Below are 21,799 nucleotides of genomic sequence, written 5' to 3' on the forward strand. Positions count from 1 at the left end.
ACCATTCCGACGGTGAGTACGAACTGACACCGCCCTTTGGCCATGCACCAGCCGCGTGCCCGTCGCCAACCCTCCATAGCGGATCAGTATCGCCTAGCGGAGTGATAAGGCGTCGACCCCATGGGCGCTACGGCCACCGGCACGCCGAAAGTGGAGGCGTGCAACATGAGTCCGTTGCCCGCGTAGATGCCGACGTGGGAGATGTCGGAATAGAAGAACACCACGTCACCGGGTTGCAGATCGTCCTTGTCCACGGGTGTGCCGTAGGACGCCTGCGCCGAACTGGTGCGCGGCACGTTCTTGCCGACCTGTTTGAACGCCCACTGCACCAGGCCCGAGCAGTCGAACTGGCTCGGTCCGGTCGCGCCCCAGACGTACGGATCGCCGACGCGGGTGAGTCCGGCGGCCAGCGCGCTGGTTCCGCTGCCGGGCACCAGGCCCTGCAGCAGCGTGTCGCGATCGAAGCCGGGCGGGAACGGCGACCCGGCCAGCGCGGACTTGTCCTTGCTCGACAGCGCGCCCCACGCCTCGACCACTTGGGCGACCGCGCCGCCCAGCTCACTGCGCTTGCGTTCCAGATCGGCGCGCGCTTGGTCGGCCTTCTGGGCGGCGCTACGAGCCGTGTCGGCGGCGGCGCGGGCGGCGGACTCGGCGGACTCGGCCGCGTCGGTGGCCTTCTTGAACTGGCGCAGCTGATCGGTGGTCTGCGCGCTGAGCACGTCCAGCGTGGACATCTGATCGAGCAGCTTCTGCGGGGAATCGCTGACCAGCACGGCGTATATGCGGTTGGTGCGCGCGCCCTGATAGGCGGCGATCGCCGTGCGGTCGATGACCGGCTGGAATTTCCGCACCTCGGCGCGCGCGGCGTCGGCGACCTCGGTGGTCGCGGCCAGCTTCGCGTCGGCCTCCTGCTGCACGGCGAGCTTGGCGTCGAGTTCGGCCTGGACGGTCAGCGACTGCTGATTCAGCTGCTCGGTCTGCCGGGAGAGGTCGACCATCCGCTGCACCGCTTCGGTCGCGGTGGTCGGCAGCGCCGCGGGGTCGGCGCCCGCGGGACCGCTCGCGTGGAGGGCCGCGGCCAGTACTCCGGCCGCCAGCACCCCGCTCACCAGACGATGCGCGCGAAGTCTTCGGTGACCAGCTGTCACTGGCGTGCCCCGTTCTCTCGTAATGCCGACTCGTGAAATCGAAAGCGACGCAGTCGCCCACGCGGCTCACGGAGACGGGTTAGGCGACTCTGCAACCCGGTAGGTCTCATTTAGGTTACGAAACGGCGGCTGTCGGTGTCCAGTGGAGAACGAACCGATCACGGCCGGTGAGAAGAATCGAGCCGGGCCGCGCGCGGCGACCCGGCTCGATTCGGCCGATCAGAAGCGGCGCGCGCCCGCGACCGGCATCGATGACATCGAGGCGATCATCACCGGGCTGCCGGAGGTGGAGGCGTGGATGACGTTGCCGTCGCCCGCGTACAGGCCCGAGTGGCCGCCGCCGTAGAACGACACCAGGTCGCCGAGCTGTAGGTTGTCGATCGAGATCGCGGTGCCTGCGCCCAGCTGGGCGCCGCTGGTGCGGGGCAGCTCCATGCCCGCCTGGCGGTAGGACCACTGCACGAGGCCGGAGCAGTCGAAGGAGTTCGGGCCCGCGGCGCCGTACACGTACGGGGCGCCGAGCTTGCTCATGGCGGCGTCGAGCGCGACCTCGCCGAGGGTCTTCTGCGGCGCGACGAACGGCAGCGGAGCGCCGGGCACGGTGCCGAGCTGCACGCCGGGGACGTCGGCCGGGATCGGGATCTCGTTCGGAACCTCGAACGTTCCCACGCCGGGGATGGTCACCGGCTGAGCCGACGCGGGGGCGGCGGGAAGGAGGAAGGCGCCGATGGTGGCAGCGCCGACGGCTCCGGCGGCAACGGCACGCTGCGCCTGTCGCTTGACGGTGTTGGTCGCCATGATGCGGTACTTCCAATCTGCCCCACGACGCCACACCCGGTGGTGCAGCGGACTGCGTGCTGCCGCTCCGTTCGGTGCGGCGGACTCCGTGAGGTCTCGAAAAGATTACGAACACATCACGGTGTTTTGTAAAGCCCAAGGCATCCGAAATGGCGACGCTCAACAATTTTCGCCACGCATATCTGCGAGGTATCTCACAGCAATCACGAAACGATAACGGCGGCCGGTTACCCGTCGGCGTCCGCCTCGTTACCCCCAACTGTCCCAGGTGGCGATGTGGTCCATGTCAGGTCTGCATAACCGGCATTTGCGCAGGTGGAGATACCCGAGCCGGTGCTTGACGCGTCCTCGAACCGGACGCGCGACCAGAGTGCGTCCGGCAGCGGGGCAGCATGCCTGGCACGGCAGGTCGGCTGTACCGGACACGCCCGGGCGCTGATTCATTCGCGGCGGAAATGTGATCTGGATCGCTTTTGGGTGTTCTAGATCATTTCGGGGGTATCGCAACGAAAACCTCGCGCGACAAATCGGACGAATGGCGCACGGTTTCGCGTGCCCGGAGGTTGTCGTACCGGGCCCCTACGCTGCTCGCCGTGCCCGACCCCGCGCCGCGCCAGGCCGCCGCCAAGCAGCTGGCCTTCGACGAACTCGATACGCCGCTCTACGACACCACCTTCGTGGTCGTCGACCTGGAGACCACCGGCACCAGCGCGGACGGCGACGCCATTACCGAGATCGGCGCGGTCAAGGTGTGCGGCGGCGAGGTGCTCGGCGAGTTCGCGACGCTGGTGAACCCCGGCAGGGCGATACCGCCCGCGGTCGTGCACGTCACCGGGATCACCACCGCCATGGTCTACGCGGCCCCGCGCATCGAGTCCGTGCTGCCCGGGTTCCTCGAGTTCGCCGCGGGTGCGGTGCTCGTCGCCCACAACGCCCGCTTCGACATGGCCTTCCTGCGGGCCGCCGCGGCGCGCTGCGAAACCGAGTGGCCCAAGGCGCCGGTGCTGTGCACGGTGAAACTGGCCCGGCGGGTGCTCGGCAGGGACGAGGCGCCCTCGGTGCGACTCGCGTCGCTGGCCCGGCTGTTCGGCGCGAGCACCCAGCCGACGCACCGCGCCCTCGACGACGCGCGCGCCACCGTCGACGTGCTGCACGCGCTCATCGCCAGAGTGGGAAACCAAGGCGTGCACAGTCTCACCGAGCTGATGGACTACCTGCCCGGCGTGAGTTCCGGGCAGCGCGCCAAACGGGTGCTGGCCACCGACCTGCCCGCCGCCCCCGGCGTCTACCTCTTCCGCGGCCCCACCGACGAGGTCCTCTATATCGGCACAGCGGTGAATCTGCGCCGCCGCGTGCGCAATTACTTCACCGGCTCGGAGACCAGGGGCCGGATGAAGGAGATGGTCGCGCTGGCCACCCGCGTCGACCACGTGGTGTGCGCGCACGCGCTGGAGGCCGGGGTGCGCGAACTGCGGTTGCTCGTCGCGCACGCCCCGCCCTACAACCGGCGCTCGAAATTCCCCAAGCGCGGATGGTGGCTCACATTGACCGACGAGCCGTTCCCGCGCTTCGCCATCGTCCGCACACCGACTCGGGATGCGTTGGGGCCATTCACCTCTCGACTGGATGCCGCCGATGTCGCGGCCACCGTCGCCGAGCACGCCGGACTCCGCACCTGTACGGCGCGATTGCCGCGCGGCGCCCGCCACGACTGCCCGCCCGCGGTGGTCGGCGGCTGCCCCGCGGCCACCCCCTCCGGAATCCCTATAGATACAAAGGAATACGCCTCGGCTCCCGCCGCGGTGCGCGCACTGTTTCACGGCGATTCCGACGCCACCCTGCGCGCCATGCTCGACCGCATCGAAAGCCACTCCCGCGCCGAGCATTTCGAGGCCGCCGCGCGATTGCGTGACCGCACCGTCACGGTGATCAGGGCGGTGCGACGCACCCAGCGGCTCGCGGCCGTCGCTCGCATCGCCGAACTGATCGCCGCGCATCCGGACGGCGCGGGCGGGTGGGAGTTCGCCGTCATCCGGTACGGCCGCCTCGCGGGATCCGGGGTGGCGCGCCGCGGCACGCCGCCGATGGTGATCGTGGAACAGATCGTCGCGGCGGCGGAGACGGTCGTCCCGGACGGGATCGCCGAGGCACCGTCCCTCGCCGACGGCGGCTGCCCCGATCTCGTCGACGCACCGCCGCTGCGGGGCGCTTCACCGGAGGAAGCGGGGCTGATCGCCCGCTGGCTGGCGCGGCCGGGCGTGCGAATCGTGCGCAGCACGGAGGGCTATCGGGAGCCGCGCCACGGCGCAGGCCGGTGGCTCGGCTGGGCCGAGGTGGCCGACGCGGCAGCGCGGACCCGATCGGCCGAGGCGGACTACGCCGACCGCCTAGGCTGACGGCATGATTAACGCGATCGTGCTGATCCACGCCGACAATGCCCGTATCCCGGAGACCGCGCAGGCGGTCGCCGATACCGAAGGCGTTACCGAGGTGTACTCGTGCGCGGGCGATGTCGACCTGATCGCGATCGTGCGGGTGCGCGATCACGAGCAGGTCGCCGAGGTGGTGACGCACCGGATCGACAAGACGCCCGGCGTGCTGCGCACCACCACCCACATCGCGTTCAAGTCCTACTCGCGCGCCGACGTGGAAGCCGGTTTCTCGCTGGGGGAGTGACCGGTCAGGAGACCGCGATGGACGCGCCGTTGATCGTGACCGATTCGCCCTGCGCGACCACGGCCGTCACCTCGCCCTGGCAGTCCACTTCGGTGTGCACCATGACGGTGGCGTCGGTGTTGTTCTGCACCGAGACCTCGTCGGTGCCCGCGGTGATCTGGACGCAACCCGTCGGGTTCTGGATCGCCGTCCCGTTCACGACCAAGTCGCCCTCCGCCGCGTGCGCAAGCGGCGCGGCGAGCAGTGTGCAGGCGGCAACGATTCCGAATAGTGCGTGCTTCATGGTGAGCTCCTCACGTGTCGGAAATGGCGCGCCGACCCGTGTCAGGGTGCCGCGCCGGATGAATGCCGCGCAGCGGCGGCGGTCGAGCGGCCGCCGGGAATCGCGACATGCTGACCAGTTGCGGCGGGCGAATCGCTGCGGCCGATCCATCCCGCGCCGAGCCAGTCTAATGATCCGTTACCTGTGTGGAAGCGATTCGGCGACGCTCGATCAATCGTTCGCCGAAAGTTCACCGATCGCCGAGCGTGTGCGAAAGCTTGGCCCAGCTGTCCAGCAGCGCCGCCGCCTGACCACCGTCGATCGCCGCCGCCGCGCGCTCGATGCCCGCGGCCAGCGCGTCGTGCACGTCGGCCTCGGGATCGCCGACCCCGCGCGACAGGTCGTAGGCGACGATCGCGGCGGCCGAGTTCACCAGCACCGCGTCGCGCACCGGACCCGCCGCGCCCGCGAACACCGACCGCGCGACACCGGCGTTGACCTCCGCGTCACCACCGCGCAGCGCGTCCAGCTCGACGCGCGGGATGCCGAGGCGGGTCGGATCGATGGTGATCCGGCGCTGACGGCCGCCCGATACCACCCAGGCGTCGGTGGTATCGGAGGTGGTGATCTCGTCGAGACCGTCGTTGCCGCGCACCACGAGGGCGCTGGCCCCGCGCTCGGCGAACACGCCCGCGATCACCGGAAGCAGTTCGGGGAAGGCGCAACCCACCAGCCCGGCCCGTGGCTGCGCGGGGTTGGTCAGCGGGCCGAGCACGTTGAAGACGGTCGGGATGCCGATTTCCTTGCGCGCCGGGCCGGCGAAGCGCAGGGCCGGGTGGAACAGCGGCGCGAAGCAGAATCCGATCCCGACCTCGCGGACGCACTGCGCCACCGACTCGGGGCCGAGGGTGAGCCGCACGCCGAGCGCCTCCAGCACGTCGGCGCCGCCGCTCTTGGACGAGGCCGCCCGATTGCCGTGCTTGACCACAGGAACGCCCGACGCGGCCACCACGACCGAGGACATGGTGGAGATGTTCACCGAGCCGGACCGGTCGCCGCCGGTGCCGACGATGTCGACCGCGTCGCCGTCGATGTGCACGAGGCGGGCGTGCGAGAGCATGCCGGACGCCATGCCGGAGAGCTCGGCCGGCGTCGGTCCCTTGATCTTCATCGCGACGCCGAAGGCCGCGATCTGCGCCTGCGTCGCGTTGTCGGTGAAGATCTCGTTGATGACCCACGCCGTGTCGTCCGCGGCCAGGTCGCCACCGTCGGCGAGGGTTCCGAGCACCTGGGGCCAGCTGCGCACGCTCATTCCATCTCTCCCGTCACACTGGTCCTCCACCAGTTCTGTGTGAAGCAGCCTAGTGGGCGCGGTCGCGCGAAGCCCGTCTATAGCCGCGCATGACCGGAGCGTAGGCGGAGGTACGGCTGGTCGGCGCGGCCGGACGAAGTCCAGCCCGCGTACGGCCGCAGCGTGGGTGGAAGCCCCCTACGAGCCCGGTTGCAGGACGTCCCAGCCGTCGGCGACTCCGTCGTGGCGCTGGGCCAGCCCGGCCATCCGCGACTTCTCCTGCGCGCAGTGCAGCGCGTCGACCAGCTGCACGCGCTGGAGGATCAGCGCCTCCAGTTCGCCCGATGCCATGGCGGTGGGCGGCGCGGGCGCGTACCCGTCCTGCGCCGCGATCTCGCACACCCGCTGGACCTGAGCCGCCGGAATCCGCAGGTGATGGCGCAGCACCGCGGGCGCGTCCTCGATCAGTCCCTCGGCCCTCTCCAGCACCGCCGAGCAGGACTCGGCGTCCTCGAAACCGGCCGCGACCACCACCAGATCGGCACGCGCCGGGTCCAGCGGCGCCGGGGCGCCGCGCCCGAACAGCCGTCGCCAGATTCGCGGTGCCACATCCGCCTCCTCGTCTCAGCTTCTACTTACTCTCGCCTGTCATCATGGCCGCCTCCGCGCAGGTCGGCGCGTCCGGTGCGGCGGCGTCCCCGCGAGGTCGGGCACAGCGGCGCCGATGCCGTCGGGACCCGGTCCGTCCGTGCGTTTTCCGACACAGACGGCCAAGTTTCGTACCCGGCTACTGCTGTCGTACTACGACGAGTCATACTTAGCCCCGTGACGACCGCAGTAGGGACCCCAGGATCGGCCATTACCCAGCGTGTGCACTCGCTGAACCGGCCCAACATGGTCAGCGTCGGTACCATCATCTGGCTGTCGAGCGAGCTGATGTTCTTCGCCGGCCTCTTCGCCATGTACTTCGTCGCGCGAGCCCAGGCCCACGGCAACTGGCCGCCGGAACCGACCGAGCTGAACATGAAGCTCGCCGTGCCGGTCACGGCCGTGCTGGTCGCGTCGTCGTTCACCTGCCAGATGGGCGTGTTCGCCGCGGAGAAGGGCGACGTGTTCGGCCTGCGTCGCTGGTACGTCCTCACGTTCCTGATGGGCGCGTTCTTCGTCGGCGGCCAGGGCTACGAGTACTACCACCTGGTCCACGAGGGCACCTCGATCTCGAGCAGCGCCTACGGCTCGGTGTTCTACATCACCACCGGCTTCCACGGTCTGCACGTCATCGGCGGCCTGATCGCCTTCGTGTTCCTGCTGGTCCGCACCAAGATCAGTAAGTTCACCCCCGCGCAGGCCACCGCCGCGATCGTCGTCTCGTACTACTGGCACTTCGTCGACATCGTGTGGATCGGGCTGTTCGCCACGATCTACTTCGTCCGATAGCCAGCGGGTCAGCCCCGAATCTTTTGCACAAGTCGGTTCCGTCTACTCCAAAGGGACACAGATGAGTTCATCTCCCCCGTCAGCGCCAGAGCCCGCCAGCCCCGGGAACGGCGAGGCCAGCAAGACCCGCAAGCAGCGTCGCCTTCGCAGGCGCATCGCGGGCGGTCTCGCGCTCCTGGTGGGTCTGGTCGGAGCCGGCTTCCTCGCGACGGCTCTCACGCCCGAGCCCCAGGTGGCGACCGCCCACCAGGATGAGTCCGCACTGATCCGTGAGGGCAAGCAGCTCTACGAAACGTCCTGCATCACCTGCCACGGCGCGAACCTCCAGGGCGTGCCGGACCGCGGCCCCAGCCTGATCGGCGTCGGCGAGGCCGCCGTCTACTTCCAGGTGTCCTCCGGGCGCATGCCGCTGGCCGCCAACCAGGCCCAGGCCACCCGCAAGCCCGCGAAGTTCGACGCCCAGCAGATCGACGCGCTCGGCGCGTACGTCGCCGCCAACGGCGGTGGCCCGACCGTGGTGCGCGACGCCAACGGCGAGATCGCCCAGGAGTCGCTGCGCGGCGACGACATCGCCCGCGGCTCGGAGCTGTTCCGCATGAACTGCGCGTCCTGCCACAACTTCACCGGCAAGGGCGGCGCGCTGTCCTCCGGCAAGTACGCGCCGCCGCTGGAGCCCGCCAGCGAGCAGCAGATCTACGCGGCCATGCTGACCGGCCCGGAGAACATGCCCAAGTTCTCCGACCGCCAGCTCACGCCGGAAGAGAAGCGCGACATCATCGCCTACATCAAGAACGCCACCGAAGAGAAGACCCCGGGTGGCTACGGCCTCGGCGGCTTCGGCCCCGCGACCGAGGGTCTGGCGATCTGGGTGGTCGGCATCGTGCTCACCGTTGGTGCGGCTATGTGGATCGGATCCCGGTCATGACCGGTCAGCGCCCGGAGGCGGTAGCTTGCGTGGCCACGGAGGGCGTCCGGACATGGCCGAAAGGACACAGTCATGAGTGAACAGGAGCGTGACGACGTGAGTCGCCCGGATGAGGGGCCCGAGCTGTCGAAGGGGCCGGTGAACCCCCCGGCCGACCCGACCGAAGATGAACTGGACGCGATGTCGCGCGACGAGCTGGTCAAGCTCGGCACCGAGCGCGACGGCGTCGACGTCGCCTACCGGCGCGAGCGCTTCCCGATTCCGGGGACCAGGGCCGAGAAGCGCGCCGAGCGCGAGGTGACCTTCTGGTTCGCCATCTCCGGTCTCGCCGCGGCCGCGCTGATCGGTGTCTTCCTGTTCTGGCCCTGGCAGTTCAAGGGCGCGAACGAGGAAGGCCACGACGCCTATTCGCTGTTCACGCCGCTGGTCGGCCTGACCTTCGGTATCTCGGTGCTGGTCATCGGCGTCGCCGTGGTGCTGATCCGCAAGAAGTTCATCCCGGCCGAGATCTCCATCCAGGACCGCCACGACGGTCGCTCGCCCGAGGTGGAACGGCGCACCCTGGTGGCCGAGCTGTCGGACGCGCTCGACACCTCCACCCTCGGTCGTCGCAAGATGCTCACCCGCACCGCGGGCGCCGGCGTCGGCATCCTCGGCCTCGGCTCGCTGTTCCTCTTCGTCGGCGGCATGATCAAGAACCCGTGGGCCAAGGGCGACAAGTCGCCGCTGTGGGTCTCCGGCTGGACGCCGGACTTCGCGGGCGAGACCATCTACCTGCGCCGCGACACCGGCCGTCCGGATGACGTCGTGCTGGTGCGTCCGGAGGACCTGGACGCGGGCGCCATGGAGACGGTGTTCCCGTGGAAGGAGAAGTGGCGCGGTGACGAGCACGAGATGCTGCAGTCGCTGCGTGGCATCCGCAACGCGGTCATGCTGATCCGTCTGCGCACCGAGGACGCCGAGAAGGCCATCAAGCGCAAGGGCCAGGAGAGCTTCAACTTCGGCGACTACTTCGCCTACTCGAAGATCTGCACCCACCTCGGCTGCCCGACCTCGCTGTTCGAGCAGCAGACCAACCGGATCCTGTGCCCCTGCCACCAGTCGCAGTTCTCGGCGACCGAATGGGGTAAGCCGATCTTCGGTCCTGCCGCTCGCGCACTGCCGCAGCTGCCGATCACCGTCAACTCCGAAGGCTTCCTCGTCGCCAACGGCGACTTCATCGAGCCGCTCGGACCGGCCTACTGGGAGCGTCGTTCATGAGCCCTTCAGTCGCAGCCCAAGCCAACGAAATGGACGAGCGGTATCGCGCCGCGGCGTTCATGAAGCGGTCGATCAACAAGGTCTTCCCGACCCATTGGTCGTTCCTGCTCGGTGAGATCGCGCTCTACAGCTTCATCATCCTGTTGCTGTCGGGTGTGTACCTGACCTTGTACTTCGACCCGTCGATGTCGCACGTGGTCTACGACGGCGCCTACCAGCCGCTGCGTGGCGTCACGATGTCCCGGGCGTACGAGACCGCGCTGAACATCTCCTTCGAGGTGCGCGGCGGTCTGTTCGTGCGGCAGATCCATCACTGGGCGGCGCTGTTGTTCGCGGCGTCGATCATCGTGCACCTGTTCCGTATCTTCTTCACCGGCGCGTTCCGCAAGCCGCGTGAGGCGAACTGGGTGATCGGATCGTTGCTGCTGATCCTGGCGATGTTCGAGGGCTTCTTCGGCTACTCGCTGCCCGACGACCTGCTCTCCGGCACCGGTCTGCGGGCCGCGTTCTCCGGTATCACCATCTCGATCCCGGTGATCGGCACCTGGATGCACTGGCTGATGTTCGGCGGCGACTTCCCCGGCGACATCATCATCCCGCGTCTGTACATCGCGCACGTGCTGCTCTTCCCGGGCATCATCCTGGCTCTGATCGCGGCGCACGTCGCGCTGGTCTGGTACCAGAAGCACACCCAGTTCCCCGGCCCCGGCCGTACGGAGAACAACGTGGTGGGCGCGCGCATCGTGCCGGTGTTCGCCGCGGATCAGGGCGCGTTCTTCGCCTTCACCCTGGGCATCGTCGGCATCATGGGCGGCGTGCTCCAGATCAACCCGATCTGGAACCTCGGCCCCTACAACCCGTCCCAGGTCTCGGCGGGCTCGCAGCCGGACTTCTACATGATGTGGACCGACGGTATGGCGCGCCTGATGCCGCCGTGGGAGCTGTATCTGGGCCGCTACACGGTTCCGGCCGTGTTCTGGGTGGCGCTGATCATGGGTCTGGTGTTCACGCTGCTGATCGCCTACCCGTGGATCGAGAAGCGTCTCACCGGCGACGATGCGCACCACAACCTGTTGCAGCGTCCGCGCGATGTGCCGGTGCGCACCGCGATCGGCGCCATGGCGATCGCCTTCTACGTGGTGCTGACGCTGTCCTGCGTCAACGACATCATCGCGCTGAAGTTCGACATCTCGCTGAACGCCACCACCTGGATCGGTCGTATCGGCCTGCTCGTCGCCCCGCCGGTGGCCTACTTCGTCGCCTACCGGTTCTGCATCGGCCTGCAGCGCAGCGACCGGGCGGTGCTGGAGCACGGCATCGAGACGGGTGTGATCAAGCGCCTGCCGCACGGTGAGTACATCGAGGTGCACCAGCCGCTCGGCCCGGTCGACGGCCACGGTCACCCGATCCCGCTCGAGTACCAGGGCGCCCCGGTGCCGAAGAAGATGAACAAGCTGGGTTCGGCGGGCAAGCCGGGCACCGGTAGCTTCCTGCGACCCGACCCTCGCGAGGAGTCGGAGAAGAACTTCGAGCTCGACCACGCCGAAGAGCACAGGCAGCTCGCGGTCCTGCAGAAGGCACAGGACAAGGCCAACGGCAACGGCAATCACAACCACTGACCCACGGTCGGCGCGAAGGCCCCGAGTCGAGTTCGACTCGGGGCCTTCGCCTTTGTTCATGCCCGCCTGGCGGTTCTTGTCGGCTCGACGAGAAACCCCTGGCGGCTTCGAACGCAAAGGCCCCGAGTCCGGTGGACTCGGGGCCTTTGCCATGGGTCGCAGCTCGGTGCCGCAGCTCAGCGCCTGCGGGCCGCCTCGATGGCCTCGAACTTGGCGTAGTTGTGGCGGGCGTCGGCGAGCGCGTCGTGGGCGTCCGGCGGTACCGGCGGCAGCGCGGGGCGGCCGTGCGCCTCCCAGTGCTGGCGCAGTTCATTGGTGTAGCGGGGGAGCGCGGTGGGCAGATCGACCATCGAACCCCACAGCTGGCACAGCGCCACGTGGTCGTACGCGCCGACCCAGGCCCACAGTTCGGGCTGCACGGAGGCGCGCGGGATCAGGAACTTGTAGAGATCGTCGCGGATCTGCTCGCGGCTGCGCCACCGCGGCGAGCTGGGTGGAGGCAGCTGCGGCAGCACGTACTTGCGTACCCACGGACCCGCGCGCTCGGGGTCGAATTCGGTGGACACCGCGTAGTATTCGCGGCCGTCCTCGCAGACGACGCCGATGGACACCAGGTCGATGACGACCCCGTCCTCGATGAACTCGCAATCGTAGAAGTATCTCAGCGAGATCGACCTCTCCTCGGTCGGGCGGGTAGTGGCATGTGCCGGTCGATGTCACCCTATGCGGCGATGTGGGCGGCGGACGCGAGGGGTTACTCCGAGTGGGGATCGCTCACACCTTCGGGATGCACACTCCACCCCACCTCCGCCTGTCTGCACGATTGCCCGGTCCGTATCCTGAACTCGTGAACTGGACCGTCGACGTACCCATCGATCGCCTGCCGGAACTGCCGCCGCTGCCCGCCGAGCTGCGCCGCAGGTTGGACGAAGCGTTGGCCCGCCCGGCGTTGCAGCAGCCGTCGTGGGATCCCGAGCAGGCGGCGATGATGCGCACCGTGCTGGAGAGCGTGCCGCCGATCTGCGTGCCCGCCGAAGTGGAGGAGCTGCGCGGACAGCTCGCCGAGGTGGCGCGCGGCGAGGCGTTCTTGATGCAGGGCGGTGATTGCGCGGAGACCTTCGCCGACAACACCGAACCGCATATCCGCGGCAACATCCGCACGTTGTTGCAGATGGCCGTCGTGCTGACCTACGGTGCGAGCCTTCCGGTGGTGAAGGTCGCGCGCATCGCGGGCCAGTACGCGAAGCCGCGCTCCTCCGACGTCGACTCGCTCGGCCTGAGGTCCTACCGCGGTGACATGGTGAACTCGCTGGTCGCCGACGCGGGCCAGCGCGAGCACGACCCGTCGCGGCTGGTGCGCGCCTACGCCAACGCCAGCGCCGCGATGAACCTGGTCCGCGCGCTGACCAGCGCGGGCATGGCCGACCTGCACAAGGTGCACGACTGGAACCGCGACTTCGTCGCGCAGTCCCCGGCGGGCGCGCGCTACGAGGCGCTGGCCGAGGAGATCGACCGCGGCCTCGCGTTCATGACCGCCTGCCGGGTGACCGACCCCAGCCTGCAGTCGGCCCGCATCTACGCCAGCCACGAGGCGCTGGTGCTCGACTACGAGCGCGCGATGCTGCGCTTGAGCGAGCACCCGGTGTCGGGTGAACCGGTGCTGTACGACCTGTCGGCGCACTTCCTCTGGATCGGGGAGCGCACCCGTCAGCTCGACGGCGCGCACATCGCGCTCGCGGAGCTGCTCGCCAACCCGATCGGCCTCAAGATCGGCCCGACCACCACCCCGGACCAGGCCGTGGAGTACGTCGAGCGGCTCGATCCCAACAACGAGCCGGGCAGGCTCACCATCGTCTCCCGGATGGGCAACAACAAGGTGCGCGACGTGCTGCCGCCCATCATCGAGAAGGTGCAGGCGACCGGGCACCAGGTGATCTGGCAGTGCGACCCCATGCACGGCAACACGCACGAGGCCTCCACCGGTTTCAAGACCCGCCACTTCGACCGCATCGTCGACGAGGTGCAGGGCTTCTTCGAGGTGCACCGCGCGCTGGGCACCCACCCCGGCGGCCTGCACATCGAGCTGACCGGCGAGGACGTCACCGAATGCCTCGGCGGAGCGCAGGACATCTCCGATCTGGACCTGTCCGGCCGCTACGAGACCGCCTGCGACCCGCGCCTGAACACCCAGCAGTCGCTGGAGCTGGCGTTCCTGGTCGCCGAAATGCTGCGCTGAGGTCTTGAAAGACGCTGCGCTGAGGTCCTGAAAGACGCTGCGCTGGGCGGAAAGCCGCTGCGCGGTGTGAAAGCTGCTGCGCGGTGTGAAAGCCGCTGCGCGGTGGTCGATCCCGCTGCGCTGAAGTTCGAAGGTCGCTGCGCTGGGCTCGATCCCGCTGCGCTGCCGTCGAAGGGCGTTACTGCGCGGGTTCGAGCTTGCGGGCGTCGCCATCGAAAGGCTCGCTGCGCGGGGTTCGAGCCCCGCCGCGTTGCCGTCGAAGCCCCTGTGCTGGGCCCGACGGCCTGCGCTGTCATCGAAAGCCGGTGCGCTGGAATCGCGCCCGTTGCTGCCTTCGAAGGGCGCTGTGGTGGGCTCGAAGCTGCCGCGTCGAGCTCGAACCGCAGCGCGCGGTACCGCTGCGGTGAGCCCGAACTCGCGGCGCATGGGCATCGAACCCGAGAACGCCGAGATCCGCACCGGAATCCTGCCGGTGCGGATCTCGTTGTGTGTGGGCTCGTTTCGGCACGTCCCCACCCGATCGCGCTGACGCGCGGGAACTCTCAGCCGCGGGTCGCGTCGAAGCGCGTGCGCAACGCCGCCGAGTCGTTGAGCTCGCCGAGAATCTCCGCGAGCACGTCGCGTCGTTCCGGGGACAGGTCGGCGAACATCTCCTCGTGCACCTCGCGCAGGATGGCCACGATGTCGGCGAGTGTCTCGCTGCCCTTGTCGGTGAGGATGACCAGGTAGCGCCTGCGGTCGCCGGGATCGCGTTGCCGCTCGGCGTAGCCGTGCCGTTCCAGGTCGTCGAGCGTCGAGACCATGGTCGCCGCGTCGATGCGCAAGTAGCCGCCGAGTTCGGCCTGCGCCATGCCGCCGCGGTCGGCGAGTGCCTGGAGCACGCTGTAGTGCCGCACCCGCAGGCCGATGCCGAGCAGGCGTTCCTCGGCCAGTCGGAAGGCGACCTGTCCCATCTTCTGTATCAGGCACACGGTGTGGTTGCCGATGGTCCCGGGAACCAGCGGTGCGTTGTCGGACATCGTTCACCTCCCGTCACATCATGCCCAGGGGCCCGCTCGCTTGACAAACCGTTGCGTCTATAAAACAGTAGTAGTACAAACGATTTGTGAAGCCAATTATATGTGGCACTTCTTGGTTCGGCCGGGAATGCTGCGGCTTCGTAACCGGGAGGCTCCCTCGTGACCACACAGACACTGTCCGGCCGCACTCTGTTGATGTCCGGCGGTAGCCGGGGCATCGGCCTGGCCATCGCCCTCGCGGCCGCCCGCCGCGGCGCCAACGTCGTCCTGCTCGCCAAGACCGATGTCCCGCACCCGAAGCTGGAGGGCACCGTGCACACGGCGGCCGCCGAGATCGAGGCGGCGGGCGGATCGGCCCTCGCGGTGGTCGGCGACGTGCGCGACGAGGAGTCGGTGCAGTCTGCCGTCGATCAGGCCGTCGAGCGCTTCGGCGGCATCGACATCGTGGTCAACAACGCCAGCGCCATCGATCTCCAGGGCACCGAGACGCTGCCCGCGAAGAAGTTCGACCTGATGCAGCAGATCCAGCTGCGCGGCACGTTCCTGCTCACCCGCACCGCGCTGCCGCACCTGCGCAAGTCGGAGAACCCGCACGTGCTGTCGCTGTCGCCGCCGCTGAACCTGGATCCGAAGTGGCTCGGCGTGCATCCGCCCTACATGCTGGCCAAGTACGGCATGACCCTGCTGACCCTCGGCGTCGCCGCCGAACACCGCGAGTCGGGCATCGCCGCGAACTGCCTGTGGCCGGAGACGCTCATCGCCACCGCCGCGGTCCGTAACCTGCTCGGCGGTGAGGAGGTCGCCGCCACCGCGCGCACCCCGGAGATCGTCGCCGACGCCGCCGTGCTGATCCTGGAGAGCCCGGCCGCGACCACCACCGGCAACACCTACCTGGACGTGGAAGTCCTTGCCGCGCACGGCATCACCGATCTGTCCGGCTACGGCCCCGAGGGCGAGATCGGCTACGACATCTTCGTCGACCCGCCCGCCTGATCCGAAACAGACCGCACCCAGGGAGTATTCATGCCGCACCTACGTCGCGACGACGCCGTTTTCGTGCTCGATCTCGGCGAGCCGGATCAGCTCGACACCGAGAACCGCTTCACCCCCGAGTGGATGGACGCCGTCCACGCCTGCCTGGACGAAGTGCAGGCGGCCGACGGGCCGAAGGCGCTGGTCACCACCGGCTCCGGCAAGTTCTTCTCGAACGGTTTCGAGCCGGAGCGGTTCCTGCGGCCGGGCGTCGACGACTATCTCCTCGCCGGACAGCGGGTGTTCGAACGGGTGCTGACGTTCCCGGCGCCGACCATCGCGGCGATCCAGGGGCACGCGTTCGGCGCGGGCGCGATCCTCGCCATGGCCCACGACGGGCGGGTCATGCGCGGCGACCGCGGCTATTTCTGCCTGCCCGAGATCACCCTGCCGTTGACGCAGTCCGATGACGGCCTCGTCATCCCCGGCGGCATGGCCGACCTGCTGACGGCCCGGCTCCCCGGACCCGCCACGCACGAGGCGATGCTGACCGGACGCCGCTACGGCGGGCACGATGCGCTGGCCGCGGGCATCGTCGACGTGCTCGAGGAGCACGAGCGGCTGTTGCCGGTCGCGCTGGCCAGAGCGGGCGCGCTGGCCGGTACCGCGGGTCCGAAGCTCGGGGCGATGAAGCGGTGGATGTACCGCGATGTCGTCGCGGGGCTCGGCAAGGTCACGCTGACGCTCTGAGCGCCGGTCAGGGCAGCGCGGTGAGGGTGACCGTGCTGCCCGGCTGGACCTTCGCCGCCGCGCCGGGGCTCTGGCCGATGACCACGGAACCGTCCGACGGGGTCAGCTGCTGGACCTGGACGCGCAGGCCGAGCCTCTCGAGCTTCTGGCGGGCCTCGCCGACGCTGTCACCGACCAGGAAGGGCAGTTTGACGGCGTTGGAGACGATCAGCACTACGCCCTCACCGGAGTTCACCGTGCTGCCCGCCGCCGGGTCGGTGCCGATCACCTGGTCGGCCTCGAAGGCCTTGTCGTACTCGGTGCGCGTCTCGCGGACCTTGATGCCCGCGGCGGTGAGCGCCTGCACGGCCTCCTCGGTCGTCTTGCCGCGCACGTCAGGGACCTTCACCGGCTGCGCGCCGTTGCTGCGGAAGACCTTGACCTGTCCGCCCATCGGCAGCACGGTCCCCGGCGCGGGCTCGACCTTCGCGAGCGAGCCCTTCGGCGCCTGGCTGCCGACCTCGCCCGCGTCGATCGGCTGGAGTCCAGCGTCCTTGATGAGCTGGTTCACCTTGCGCACGTCGTCGCCGGGCTTGATGTCGGGTACCCGGGGCTTGCCGCTGGAGACGAGCACCGACACCGTCGAGCCTTTGGTCACCTTGGAGCCCGCCGACGGGTCGCTGCCGACCACGCCGCCCACCGGGATGGTGTCCGAGGCCTTCTGTCTGATCTCGGTCTCGAAGCCCGCGTCGCGCAATGTCGCGGTCGCCTGCTCGCTGCTCAGCCCGGCGATCGGGGGCACCGCCTCGTACCGCCCGACGCCTAACCACCAGCCGCCGACGCCGACGATCAGGGTGAGGACGGCGACGATCGCGATCCACACCAGGGTCGTCCTGCGCGATCTGCGGCGGTCGGCGTCGTAAGGCTGGAACGGCGGCTGATGCAGGTTGGTCGTTCGCGGATCGTGGTCGGTAGGCGGTCCGTACTCCCCGGGCCGGCCGTAGTCCCCGGAGGGGCCGTAGTCCGGCACCCGGGGTCGCTGCGCGGTCACCACCTTGGTGTGCTGCGTCGGCTGCGGCGTGTGCTGATCCGGCGCGGGTCCCGGCCGCGGGGTCGCCGCCCTGCCGCCGGGGTCGGCGCGGAACCCGGCGCTCAGATGCTCGGCCGATTCCCGCGGCGCGGGCACCCGGTAGGGCGGCAGGCTCAGCCCGGCGGCGATCGCACGCAGCTCCGCGGCCATCTCGTTGGCGTCGGCGAAACGGTGCGCGGGCTCCCTGTTGGTCGCGCGCGCGACCAGCTCGTCGAACTCCGGCGGCACGCCCGAGATGAACTGGCTCGGGCTCGGCACGTCGTTCTCGATGCGCTGGTACGCCACCGACAGCGAGGTGTCGCCGATGAAAGGGACACGGCCGGTGAGCATTTCGAAGATCAGCACGCCGAACGCGTACACGTCGCTGCGTGAGTCGGCGGTGCCGCTGGTCACCTGCTCGGGAGAGAGATAGGCCGCGGTGCCGAGGATGACGCTCGCCGAGGTGGTCGTCGCGGCCGCCACCGCGCGCACCAGGCCGAAGTCGGCGATCTTCACCTCGCCGGAATCGGAGATGAGCACGTTCTCCGGCTTGACGTCGCGGTGCACCAGGCCCGCGGAGTGCGCCACCCCGATGGCGGCGAGCACCGGTTCGGCCACCGCCCGCACGGCGTGCGGGGGCATCGGCCCGCGTTCGCGCAGCAACTCGCGCAGCGTGCCGCCCTCGACCAGCTCCATGATCAGGAACGGGTGGTCGCCGTCCACGCCCTGGTCGTACACGGCGACCAGCGCGGGGTGCTTGAGCTTGGCGACGGCGCGGGCCTCGAACTCGAACCGGGAGAGGAACTGCGGATCGGCGGCGAACTTCGGGTCCATCACCTTGATCGCGACCGGGCGGTCCAGGCGGGTGTCCTCACCGCGGAAGACCATCGACATCCCGCCCCGAGCGATCGGCGCGTCAATCCGGTAGCGCCCCTCCAGCATCTGCCCGATCAAGTGATGTCCTCCGGCTTTCACAAAACTGTGCACCCCTCGCTAGTGCGCGAACAGCGACAGACCGCCCCGTGCGGCCCCCACGATGGTAACCGTGCCAGGCGGCCGAACCGGTCTGTTGCCCGGGTGTCACACGACGCGCGGCGCCACACCGTCTACCGTTGTGCGGGTGAGTGCATTTCCCTGCAGCGAGGATGTCCTTCCGGAGTCCGTGGCCATGCTGCCGCTGCCCGAGGTCGCCGACCGGCTCGGGATCGTGGTGACGCGGGTGCATCAGATGCTGCGCGACCACCAACTCCTCGCCGTGCGCCGCAATGGAGTGGCGAGCGTTCCCGAGGTCTTCTTCGACGACACCGGCGCGGTGACCAAGCACCTGCCCGGACTGATCACCGTCATGAAGGACGCCAAGTACACCGACGAGGAGATCCTGGAATGGATCTTCACCGACGACGCCAGCCTGCCCGGCAAACCGATCGACGCCCTGCACGGCCCCCTCGCTCGCGAGGTGCTGCGCCGCGCCGCCGCCGACCCGTTCTGAATCTCGCAGACCGTCCGCACGCCTCCTAGCCCCTTGTTACCTGTGCGAGGCGTGTGGCAGGTGTGCGAGGCTGTGCGACTCGGCGGGGTTCAGGGGCGGGTGCCTGCGAGGAGCTGGGTAGTGGCGACCAGCAGGCGTCGGCCCCGTGGCACCGTAGCCCGGTTTTGGAAGATCGCGTAGCCGGATTGCTCTATGCGGTAGAGGATTTCGGCGTAGAGGGCGCTGGCCGCGCGGATGGCGGGGCGGACCCTGGGGTGCAGCAGCTCGATGCCGGGATCGGCGGTTCGGTAGACGTCGCGGTTGATCGCGATCAGGTGGGCGAGGGCCCGGCGGACCCGCGGGTCGGTGTGGCCGGTGCGGCGGCAGTCGGCGAGGAGGTCCGCGTCCACGCCGAAGGCCGCCAGGTGGTCGGCGGGCAGATACACGCGCCCGCGGTCCAGATCCTCGGCGACATCGCGCAGGAAGTTGGTGAGCTGGAAGGCCTCCCCCAGCGCGGCGGCCGCGGGTTCGGCTTCGGCCCGCGGCCCGACGGTGCCGAGCACGGGAAGCAGTTGCAGTCCGATGGCCGCGGCCGATCCGCGCATGTATTCGCGCAGCTCGGCCATCGTGGCGTAGCGGTCGCGGAATTGGGGCGTGCCGGGGACGTCCATGCGCATGGAGTCCAGGAAGGTCCAGAAGTGTTCCGGATCGATCGCGTAGCGGTCGACGGTGTCGGCGAGCGCGGAGAGCACCTGGGCGCGAAGCAGGGGAATCGGTGCGCCGGGTGCGTCCCACGGCGCGAATCCGCCCTGTTCGAAAGCCGTGCGTAGCTGTTTCTCGATCAGGTCGAGTTCGTTGGCGGGGCTGTGTTCGAGGGTCAGCAGCGACTCCGGCGACGCCGAGTCGGGGAGCCCTGTGCGCCCGAGGCTCGGGTCCGCGTGGTCGACGATGTCGTCCACCATCCGCGCGAACGCGTAGAGCGCGTGCACCGCCGGTCTTCGGGGCGTCGACAACAGCCTGGTCGCCAGGAAATACGTGCGCCCGTGCTCCGCGGCGATCGCCCGGCACGCGCGATAGGCGGACTCGAGGTGTACCTGCGCCTCCGCTCCGGTCGTGCGCGGGTCTGTCGACGGACTGCGTCCGGCTGCGCCCGTTGTGTGGACCCGCGCTAGGTCCGGGTCGTCGCCGTCGGGTCTCGCGGCGTTCATGGACGCGAAGCGGTGGCCGCGACCTCGGCGCCCGGGGTTACCTGTTGCGGTGGCGTCGAGCGCAGTCGCAGCGGGTCCACCGTGCGCAACGAGAGCGCGGCGACGACGGCGGCGAAGGTCGCGGCCGCCACGTGCCAGAAGTTGTACAGGCCGATCGAGCCGTCCGGCTGGAACACCAGCATCAGCCAGGTACACAGGCCGACGAGCACCATGAGCGTCGTGGTCGACAGCGCGAACGCGGCGGCCAGCGCCAGCGGCCACGAGTAGTACCAGGGCAGCGCGGCGGGGGAGAGGATCACGATGCCGACGAACGCGATGAGGATCCCGAACACCGCCTCCCGCTCGCTGTGCCGGAACCGCCACCAGGTCCACACCAGCACCGCCACCAGTGCCAAGGCGCACAGCGCGCGGGTGACGGTGAGCACCGATTCCATGCGCAGCGGGGTGATCCAGGTGGTGGCGTGCGCCATGATGGTCGGCAGCGAGAGCCAGTTGATGATCTTCTTCGAGCCCGACAGCGCGGTCAGCCAGCCGATGCCGACCCCGGCGATGGCCGAGGCCGCGACGAAGACCACCGCGAACACGCTCAGTCCGAGCCCGGCGATCTTGGCGAACGTCATGGCCGGGTGCGGCATATCCGGTCCGGCTTTCGCGGCGTCCGGGGCGCCGTTCGCGGGAGTGGAGCTCGGATCCGCCGGCGCGTTCGGGTCCGCGGCCGCGCGTTCGGCGGCGCGGCGTTCCCGCTCGTGCAACATCCAGATCCACACCAGGAACGGCAGCGCGATGCCCGCAGTGGCCTTGATCGCCACGCCGATGGCGACGACCACGATGCCCGCCACGTGGTGGCGCTCCAGCACCAGCGCGATGCCCGCGCACATCAGGCCGACCATCAGCATCTCGTTGTGCACGCCGCCGATGAGGTGGATGAGCACCAACGGGTTGAGCACCGCGAGCCACAGCGCGACCGTCGGTTTGCCACCCAGGTGCTTGGTCAGGTACGGGACCGCCCACATCATCAGCGCGAGGCCGGGCAGCATCACCAGGCGCAGCGCGATGGTGCCCGCGACCACGTTGTCACCGGTGATCGCGGTGATGGCGCGGCCGAGCAGCAGGAACACCGGGCCGTACGGCGCGGTGGTGGTGGTCCAGACCGGGCTCACATTGTCCAGCAGCACACCGGGATTCGCGACGGGACCGACCAGGTAGGGGTCGAAGCCGTCGCGCAGCAGCGCGCCCTGGGCCAGGTAGGAGTAGGCGTCGCGGCTGAACATCGGCACCGCGAAGAGCAAAGGGAAGATCCAGATTCCGACGATCGCGCGCAGCTCGTTGAGCGTCACCCCGGCGCCCGCCCGGTTGCCCAGCCCGAGTGTGGTGCGGCCGAGGCGAACCCACGCGGTGATCATCAGCAGCACGCCGATCCAGATGAGCATGGTCGAGAGCGCGTAGCCGTGCCCGAACCGCAGCCAGGACAGGTTCATCGCCTCGAGCAGCGGATCGCGCTGGCGCACGCTGCCCGCGCCGAACCCGCCGAAGGTGATCATCATCGCACCGAAGAAGCCGAGCAGCGCGGCGTGACCCTCGGGGCTGCGCGCGAAGTCGGCGTAGGTCTGCATCCGATCCAAGAAGCCGGGTCCTTCGGCGCCGTCGCCGGGGGATCGCGGGCTGCTCGAGGCACCGGCGTG

At 69.2% G+C, this 21,799-nt stretch carries 20 protein-coding genes; 10 read left to right on the top strand and 10 right to left on the bottom strand.

Going from position 1 to position 21,799, the window contains the following annotated elements; translation table 11 throughout:
- Positions 1 to 83: 83 nt before the first annotated feature.
- Entirely contained in the window at positions 84 to 1,109 is a 1,026-nt protein-coding gene (locus ACRWNM_RS03770) for an NlpC/P60 family protein (protein ID WP_431963450.1), read from the bottom strand.
- Between the two features lie 258 nt (positions 1,110 to 1,367).
- The gene (locus tag ACRWNM_RS03775; RefSeq protein ID WP_431963452.1) at positions 1,368 to 1,946 is read right to left on the bottom strand and encodes a C40 family peptidase; all 579 of its coding nucleotides are present in this window, start codon (positions 1,944 to 1,946) and stop codon (positions 1,368 to 1,370) included.
- A gap of 593 nt (positions 1,947 to 2,539) precedes the next feature.
- Between ACRWNM_RS03775 and ACRWNM_RS03780 the strand changes: the two genes are divergently transcribed.
- Together ACRWNM_RS03780 and ACRWNM_RS03785 are read left to right on the top strand one after the other, a co-directional pair.
- Positions 2,540 to 4,342, top strand: a complete 1,803-nt coding sequence (locus ACRWNM_RS03780; protein ID WP_431963454.1) for a DEDD exonuclease domain-containing protein — start codon at positions 2,540 to 2,542, stop codon at positions 4,340 to 4,342.
- Positions 4,343 to 4,346: 4 nt separating this feature from the next.
- Positions 4,347 to 4,622 carry an Lrp/AsnC family transcriptional regulator gene (locus ACRWNM_RS03785; protein ID WP_431963455.1) on the top strand — a complete coding sequence of 92 codons (276 nt, stop codon included), beginning with the start codon at positions 4,347 to 4,349 and terminating at the stop codon, positions 4,620 to 4,622.
- 4 nt (positions 4,623 to 4,626) lie between these two features.
- On the opposite strand, the gene ACRWNM_RS03790 is transcribed toward ACRWNM_RS03785, so the two are convergent.
- From ACRWNM_RS03790 to ACRWNM_RS03800, 3 genes are all read right to left on the bottom strand, one after another.
- Positions 4,627 to 4,905 (bottom strand): hypothetical protein, encoded by a 279-nt coding sequence (locus tag ACRWNM_RS03790; protein ID WP_431963456.1) that lies wholly within the window; start codon positions 4,903 to 4,905, stop codon positions 4,627 to 4,629.
- A gap of 229 nt (positions 4,906 to 5,134) precedes the next feature.
- Complete coding sequence (trpD, locus tag ACRWNM_RS03795) at positions 5,135 to 6,196, bottom strand: anthranilate phosphoribosyltransferase (protein WP_431963458.1); 1,062 nt, start codon at positions 6,194 to 6,196, stop codon at positions 5,135 to 5,137.
- 177 nt (positions 6,197 to 6,373) lie between these two features.
- Positions 6,374 to 6,784, bottom strand: coding sequence for a hypothetical protein (locus ACRWNM_RS03800; protein WP_431963460.1), 411 nt, complete (start codon positions 6,782 to 6,784; stop codon positions 6,374 to 6,376).
- Positions 6,785 to 7,000: 216 nt separating this feature from the next.
- On the opposite strand from ACRWNM_RS03800, the gene ctaE reads away from it, so the two are divergent.
- From ctaE to qcrB, 4 genes are all read left to right on the top strand, one after another.
- Entirely contained in the window at positions 7,001 to 7,612 is a 612-nt protein-coding gene (gene ctaE, locus ACRWNM_RS03805; protein ID WP_431963462.1) for an aa3-type cytochrome oxidase subunit III, read from the top strand.
- Between the two features lie 61 nt (positions 7,613 to 7,673).
- Positions 7,674 to 8,537, top strand: a complete 864-nt coding sequence (gene qcrC, locus ACRWNM_RS03810; RefSeq protein WP_431963464.1) for a cytochrome bc1 complex diheme cytochrome c subunit — start codon at positions 7,674 to 7,676, stop codon at positions 8,535 to 8,537.
- Between the two features lie 72 nt (positions 8,538 to 8,609).
- Entirely contained in the window at positions 8,610 to 9,797 is a 1,188-nt protein-coding gene (gene qcrA, locus ACRWNM_RS03815) for a cytochrome bc1 complex Rieske iron-sulfur subunit (protein WP_431963466.1), read from the top strand.
- Positions 9,794 to 11,416 (top strand): cytochrome bc1 complex cytochrome b subunit, encoded by a 1,623-nt coding sequence (qcrB, locus tag ACRWNM_RS03820; RefSeq protein WP_431963468.1) that lies wholly within the window; start codon positions 9,794 to 9,796, stop codon positions 11,414 to 11,416. Before qcrA ends, qcrB begins: the two co-directional genes overlap by 4 nt.
- 176 nt (positions 11,417 to 11,592) lie before the next feature.
- Here qcrB and ACRWNM_RS03825 read toward each other — a convergent pair whose 3' ends face one another.
- Positions 11,593 to 12,081: a polyadenylate-specific 3'-exoribonuclease AS gene (locus tag ACRWNM_RS03825; RefSeq protein WP_431963600.1), complete on the bottom strand. Its 489-nt coding sequence runs from the start codon at positions 12,079 to 12,081 to the stop codon at positions 11,593 to 11,595.
- A gap of 182 nt (positions 12,082 to 12,263) precedes the next feature.
- Here ACRWNM_RS03825 and ACRWNM_RS03830 point away from each other — a divergent pair, with 182 nt between their 5' ends.
- Positions 12,264 to 13,652 carry a class II 3-deoxy-7-phosphoheptulonate synthase gene (locus ACRWNM_RS03830; RefSeq protein ID WP_431963470.1) on the top strand — a complete coding sequence of 463 codons (1,389 nt, stop codon included), beginning with the start codon at positions 12,264 to 12,266 and terminating at the stop codon, positions 13,650 to 13,652.
- 542 nt (positions 13,653 to 14,194) lie between these two features.
- Here the strand turns inward: ACRWNM_RS03830 and ACRWNM_RS03835 are convergent.
- The gene (locus ACRWNM_RS03835) at positions 14,195 to 14,671 is read right to left on the bottom strand and encodes a MarR family winged helix-turn-helix transcriptional regulator (RefSeq protein WP_431963472.1); all 477 of its coding nucleotides are present in this window, start codon (positions 14,669 to 14,671) and stop codon (positions 14,195 to 14,197) included.
- A gap of 159 nt (positions 14,672 to 14,830) precedes the next feature.
- Between ACRWNM_RS03835 and ACRWNM_RS03840 the strand changes: the two genes are divergently transcribed.
- Entirely contained in the window at positions 14,831 to 15,664 is an 834-nt protein-coding gene (locus tag ACRWNM_RS03840) for an SDR family oxidoreductase (RefSeq protein WP_431963474.1), read from the top strand.
- 30 nt (positions 15,665 to 15,694) lie between these two features.
- Positions 15,695 to 16,393, top strand: a complete 699-nt coding sequence (locus ACRWNM_RS03845) for an enoyl-CoA hydratase/isomerase family protein (RefSeq protein ID WP_431963476.1) — start codon at positions 15,695 to 15,697, stop codon at positions 16,391 to 16,393.
- Positions 16,394 to 16,400: 7 nt separating this feature from the next.
- Here the strand turns inward: ACRWNM_RS03845 and pknB are convergent, their stop codons facing one another.
- The gene (gene pknB / locus ACRWNM_RS03850) at positions 16,401 to 18,395 is read right to left on the bottom strand and encodes a Stk1 family PASTA domain-containing Ser/Thr kinase (protein ID WP_431963478.1); all 1,995 of its coding nucleotides are present in this window, start codon (positions 18,393 to 18,395) and stop codon (positions 16,401 to 16,403) included.
- A gap of 166 nt (positions 18,396 to 18,561) precedes the next feature.
- On the opposite strand from pknB, the gene ACRWNM_RS03855 reads away from it, so the two are divergent.
- Positions 18,562 to 18,930: an Rv2175c family DNA-binding protein gene (locus ACRWNM_RS03855; RefSeq protein WP_068063623.1), complete on the top strand. Its 369-nt coding sequence runs from the start codon at positions 18,562 to 18,564 to the stop codon at positions 18,928 to 18,930.
- 89 nt (positions 18,931 to 19,019) lie between these two features.
- Here ACRWNM_RS03855 and ACRWNM_RS03860 read toward each other — a convergent pair whose 3' ends face one another.
- Both ACRWNM_RS03860 and ACRWNM_RS03865 read right to left on the bottom strand, forming a co-directional pair.
- Positions 19,020 to 20,117 carry a phytoene/squalene synthase family protein gene (locus ACRWNM_RS03860; protein ID WP_431963481.1) on the bottom strand — a complete coding sequence of 366 codons (1,098 nt, stop codon included), beginning with the start codon at positions 20,115 to 20,117 and terminating at the stop codon, positions 19,020 to 19,022.
- Positions 20,114 to 21,730 carry an alpha-(1->6)-mannopyranosyltransferase A gene (locus ACRWNM_RS03865; RefSeq protein WP_431963602.1) on the bottom strand — a complete coding sequence of 539 codons (1,617 nt, stop codon included), beginning with the start codon at positions 21,728 to 21,730 and terminating at the stop codon, positions 20,114 to 20,116. Before ACRWNM_RS03865 ends, ACRWNM_RS03860 begins: the two co-directional genes overlap by 4 nt.
- Positions 21,731 to 21,799: the final 69 nt, after the last annotated feature.

Source organism: Nocardia sp. bgisy134 (assembly GCF_965341865.1).
In the GTDB taxonomy this organism is placed as follows: Bacteria; Actinomycetota; Actinomycetes; order Mycobacteriales; family Mycobacteriaceae; genus Nocardia.

Coding starts and splice junctions, on each gene's coding strand:
- ACRWNM_RS03790 (WP_431963456.1), bottom strand. CDS start 4,905: ATGAAGCACGCACTATTCGGAATCGTTGCCGCCTGCACACTGCTCGCC.
- qcrB (WP_431963468.1), top strand. CDS start 9,794: ATGAGCCCTTCAGTCGCAGCCCAAGCCAACGAAATGGACGAGCGGTAT.
- ACRWNM_RS03845 (WP_431963476.1), top strand. CDS start 15,695: ATGCCGCACCTACGTCGCGACGACGCCGTTTTCGTGCTCGATCTCGGC.
- trpD (WP_431963458.1), bottom strand. CDS start 6,196: ATGAGCGTGCGCAGCTGGCCCCAGGTGCTCGGAACCCTCGCCGACGGT.
- ACRWNM_RS03860 (WP_431963481.1), bottom strand. CDS start 20,117: ATGAACGCCGCGAGACCCGACGGCGACGACCCGGACCTAGCGCGGGTC.
- ACRWNM_RS03775 (WP_431963452.1), bottom strand. CDS start 1,946: ATGGCGACCAACACCGTCAAGCGACAGGCGCAGCGTGCCGTTGCCGCC.
- ACRWNM_RS03785 (WP_431963455.1), top strand. CDS start 4,347: ATGATTAACGCGATCGTGCTGATCCACGCCGACAATGCCCGTATCCCG.
- qcrA (WP_431963466.1), top strand. CDS start 8,610: ATGAGTGAACAGGAGCGTGACGACGTGAGTCGCCCGGATGAGGGGCCC.
- ACRWNM_RS03835 (WP_431963472.1), bottom strand. CDS start 14,671: ATGTCCGACAACGCACCGCTGGTTCCCGGGACCATCGGCAACCACACC.
- qcrC (WP_431963464.1), top strand. CDS start 7,674: ATGAGTTCATCTCCCCCGTCAGCGCCAGAGCCCGCCAGCCCCGGGAAC.
- ACRWNM_RS03865 (WP_431963602.1), bottom strand. CDS start 21,730: ATGCAGACCTACGCCGACTTCGCGCGCAGCCCCGAGGGTCACGCCGCG.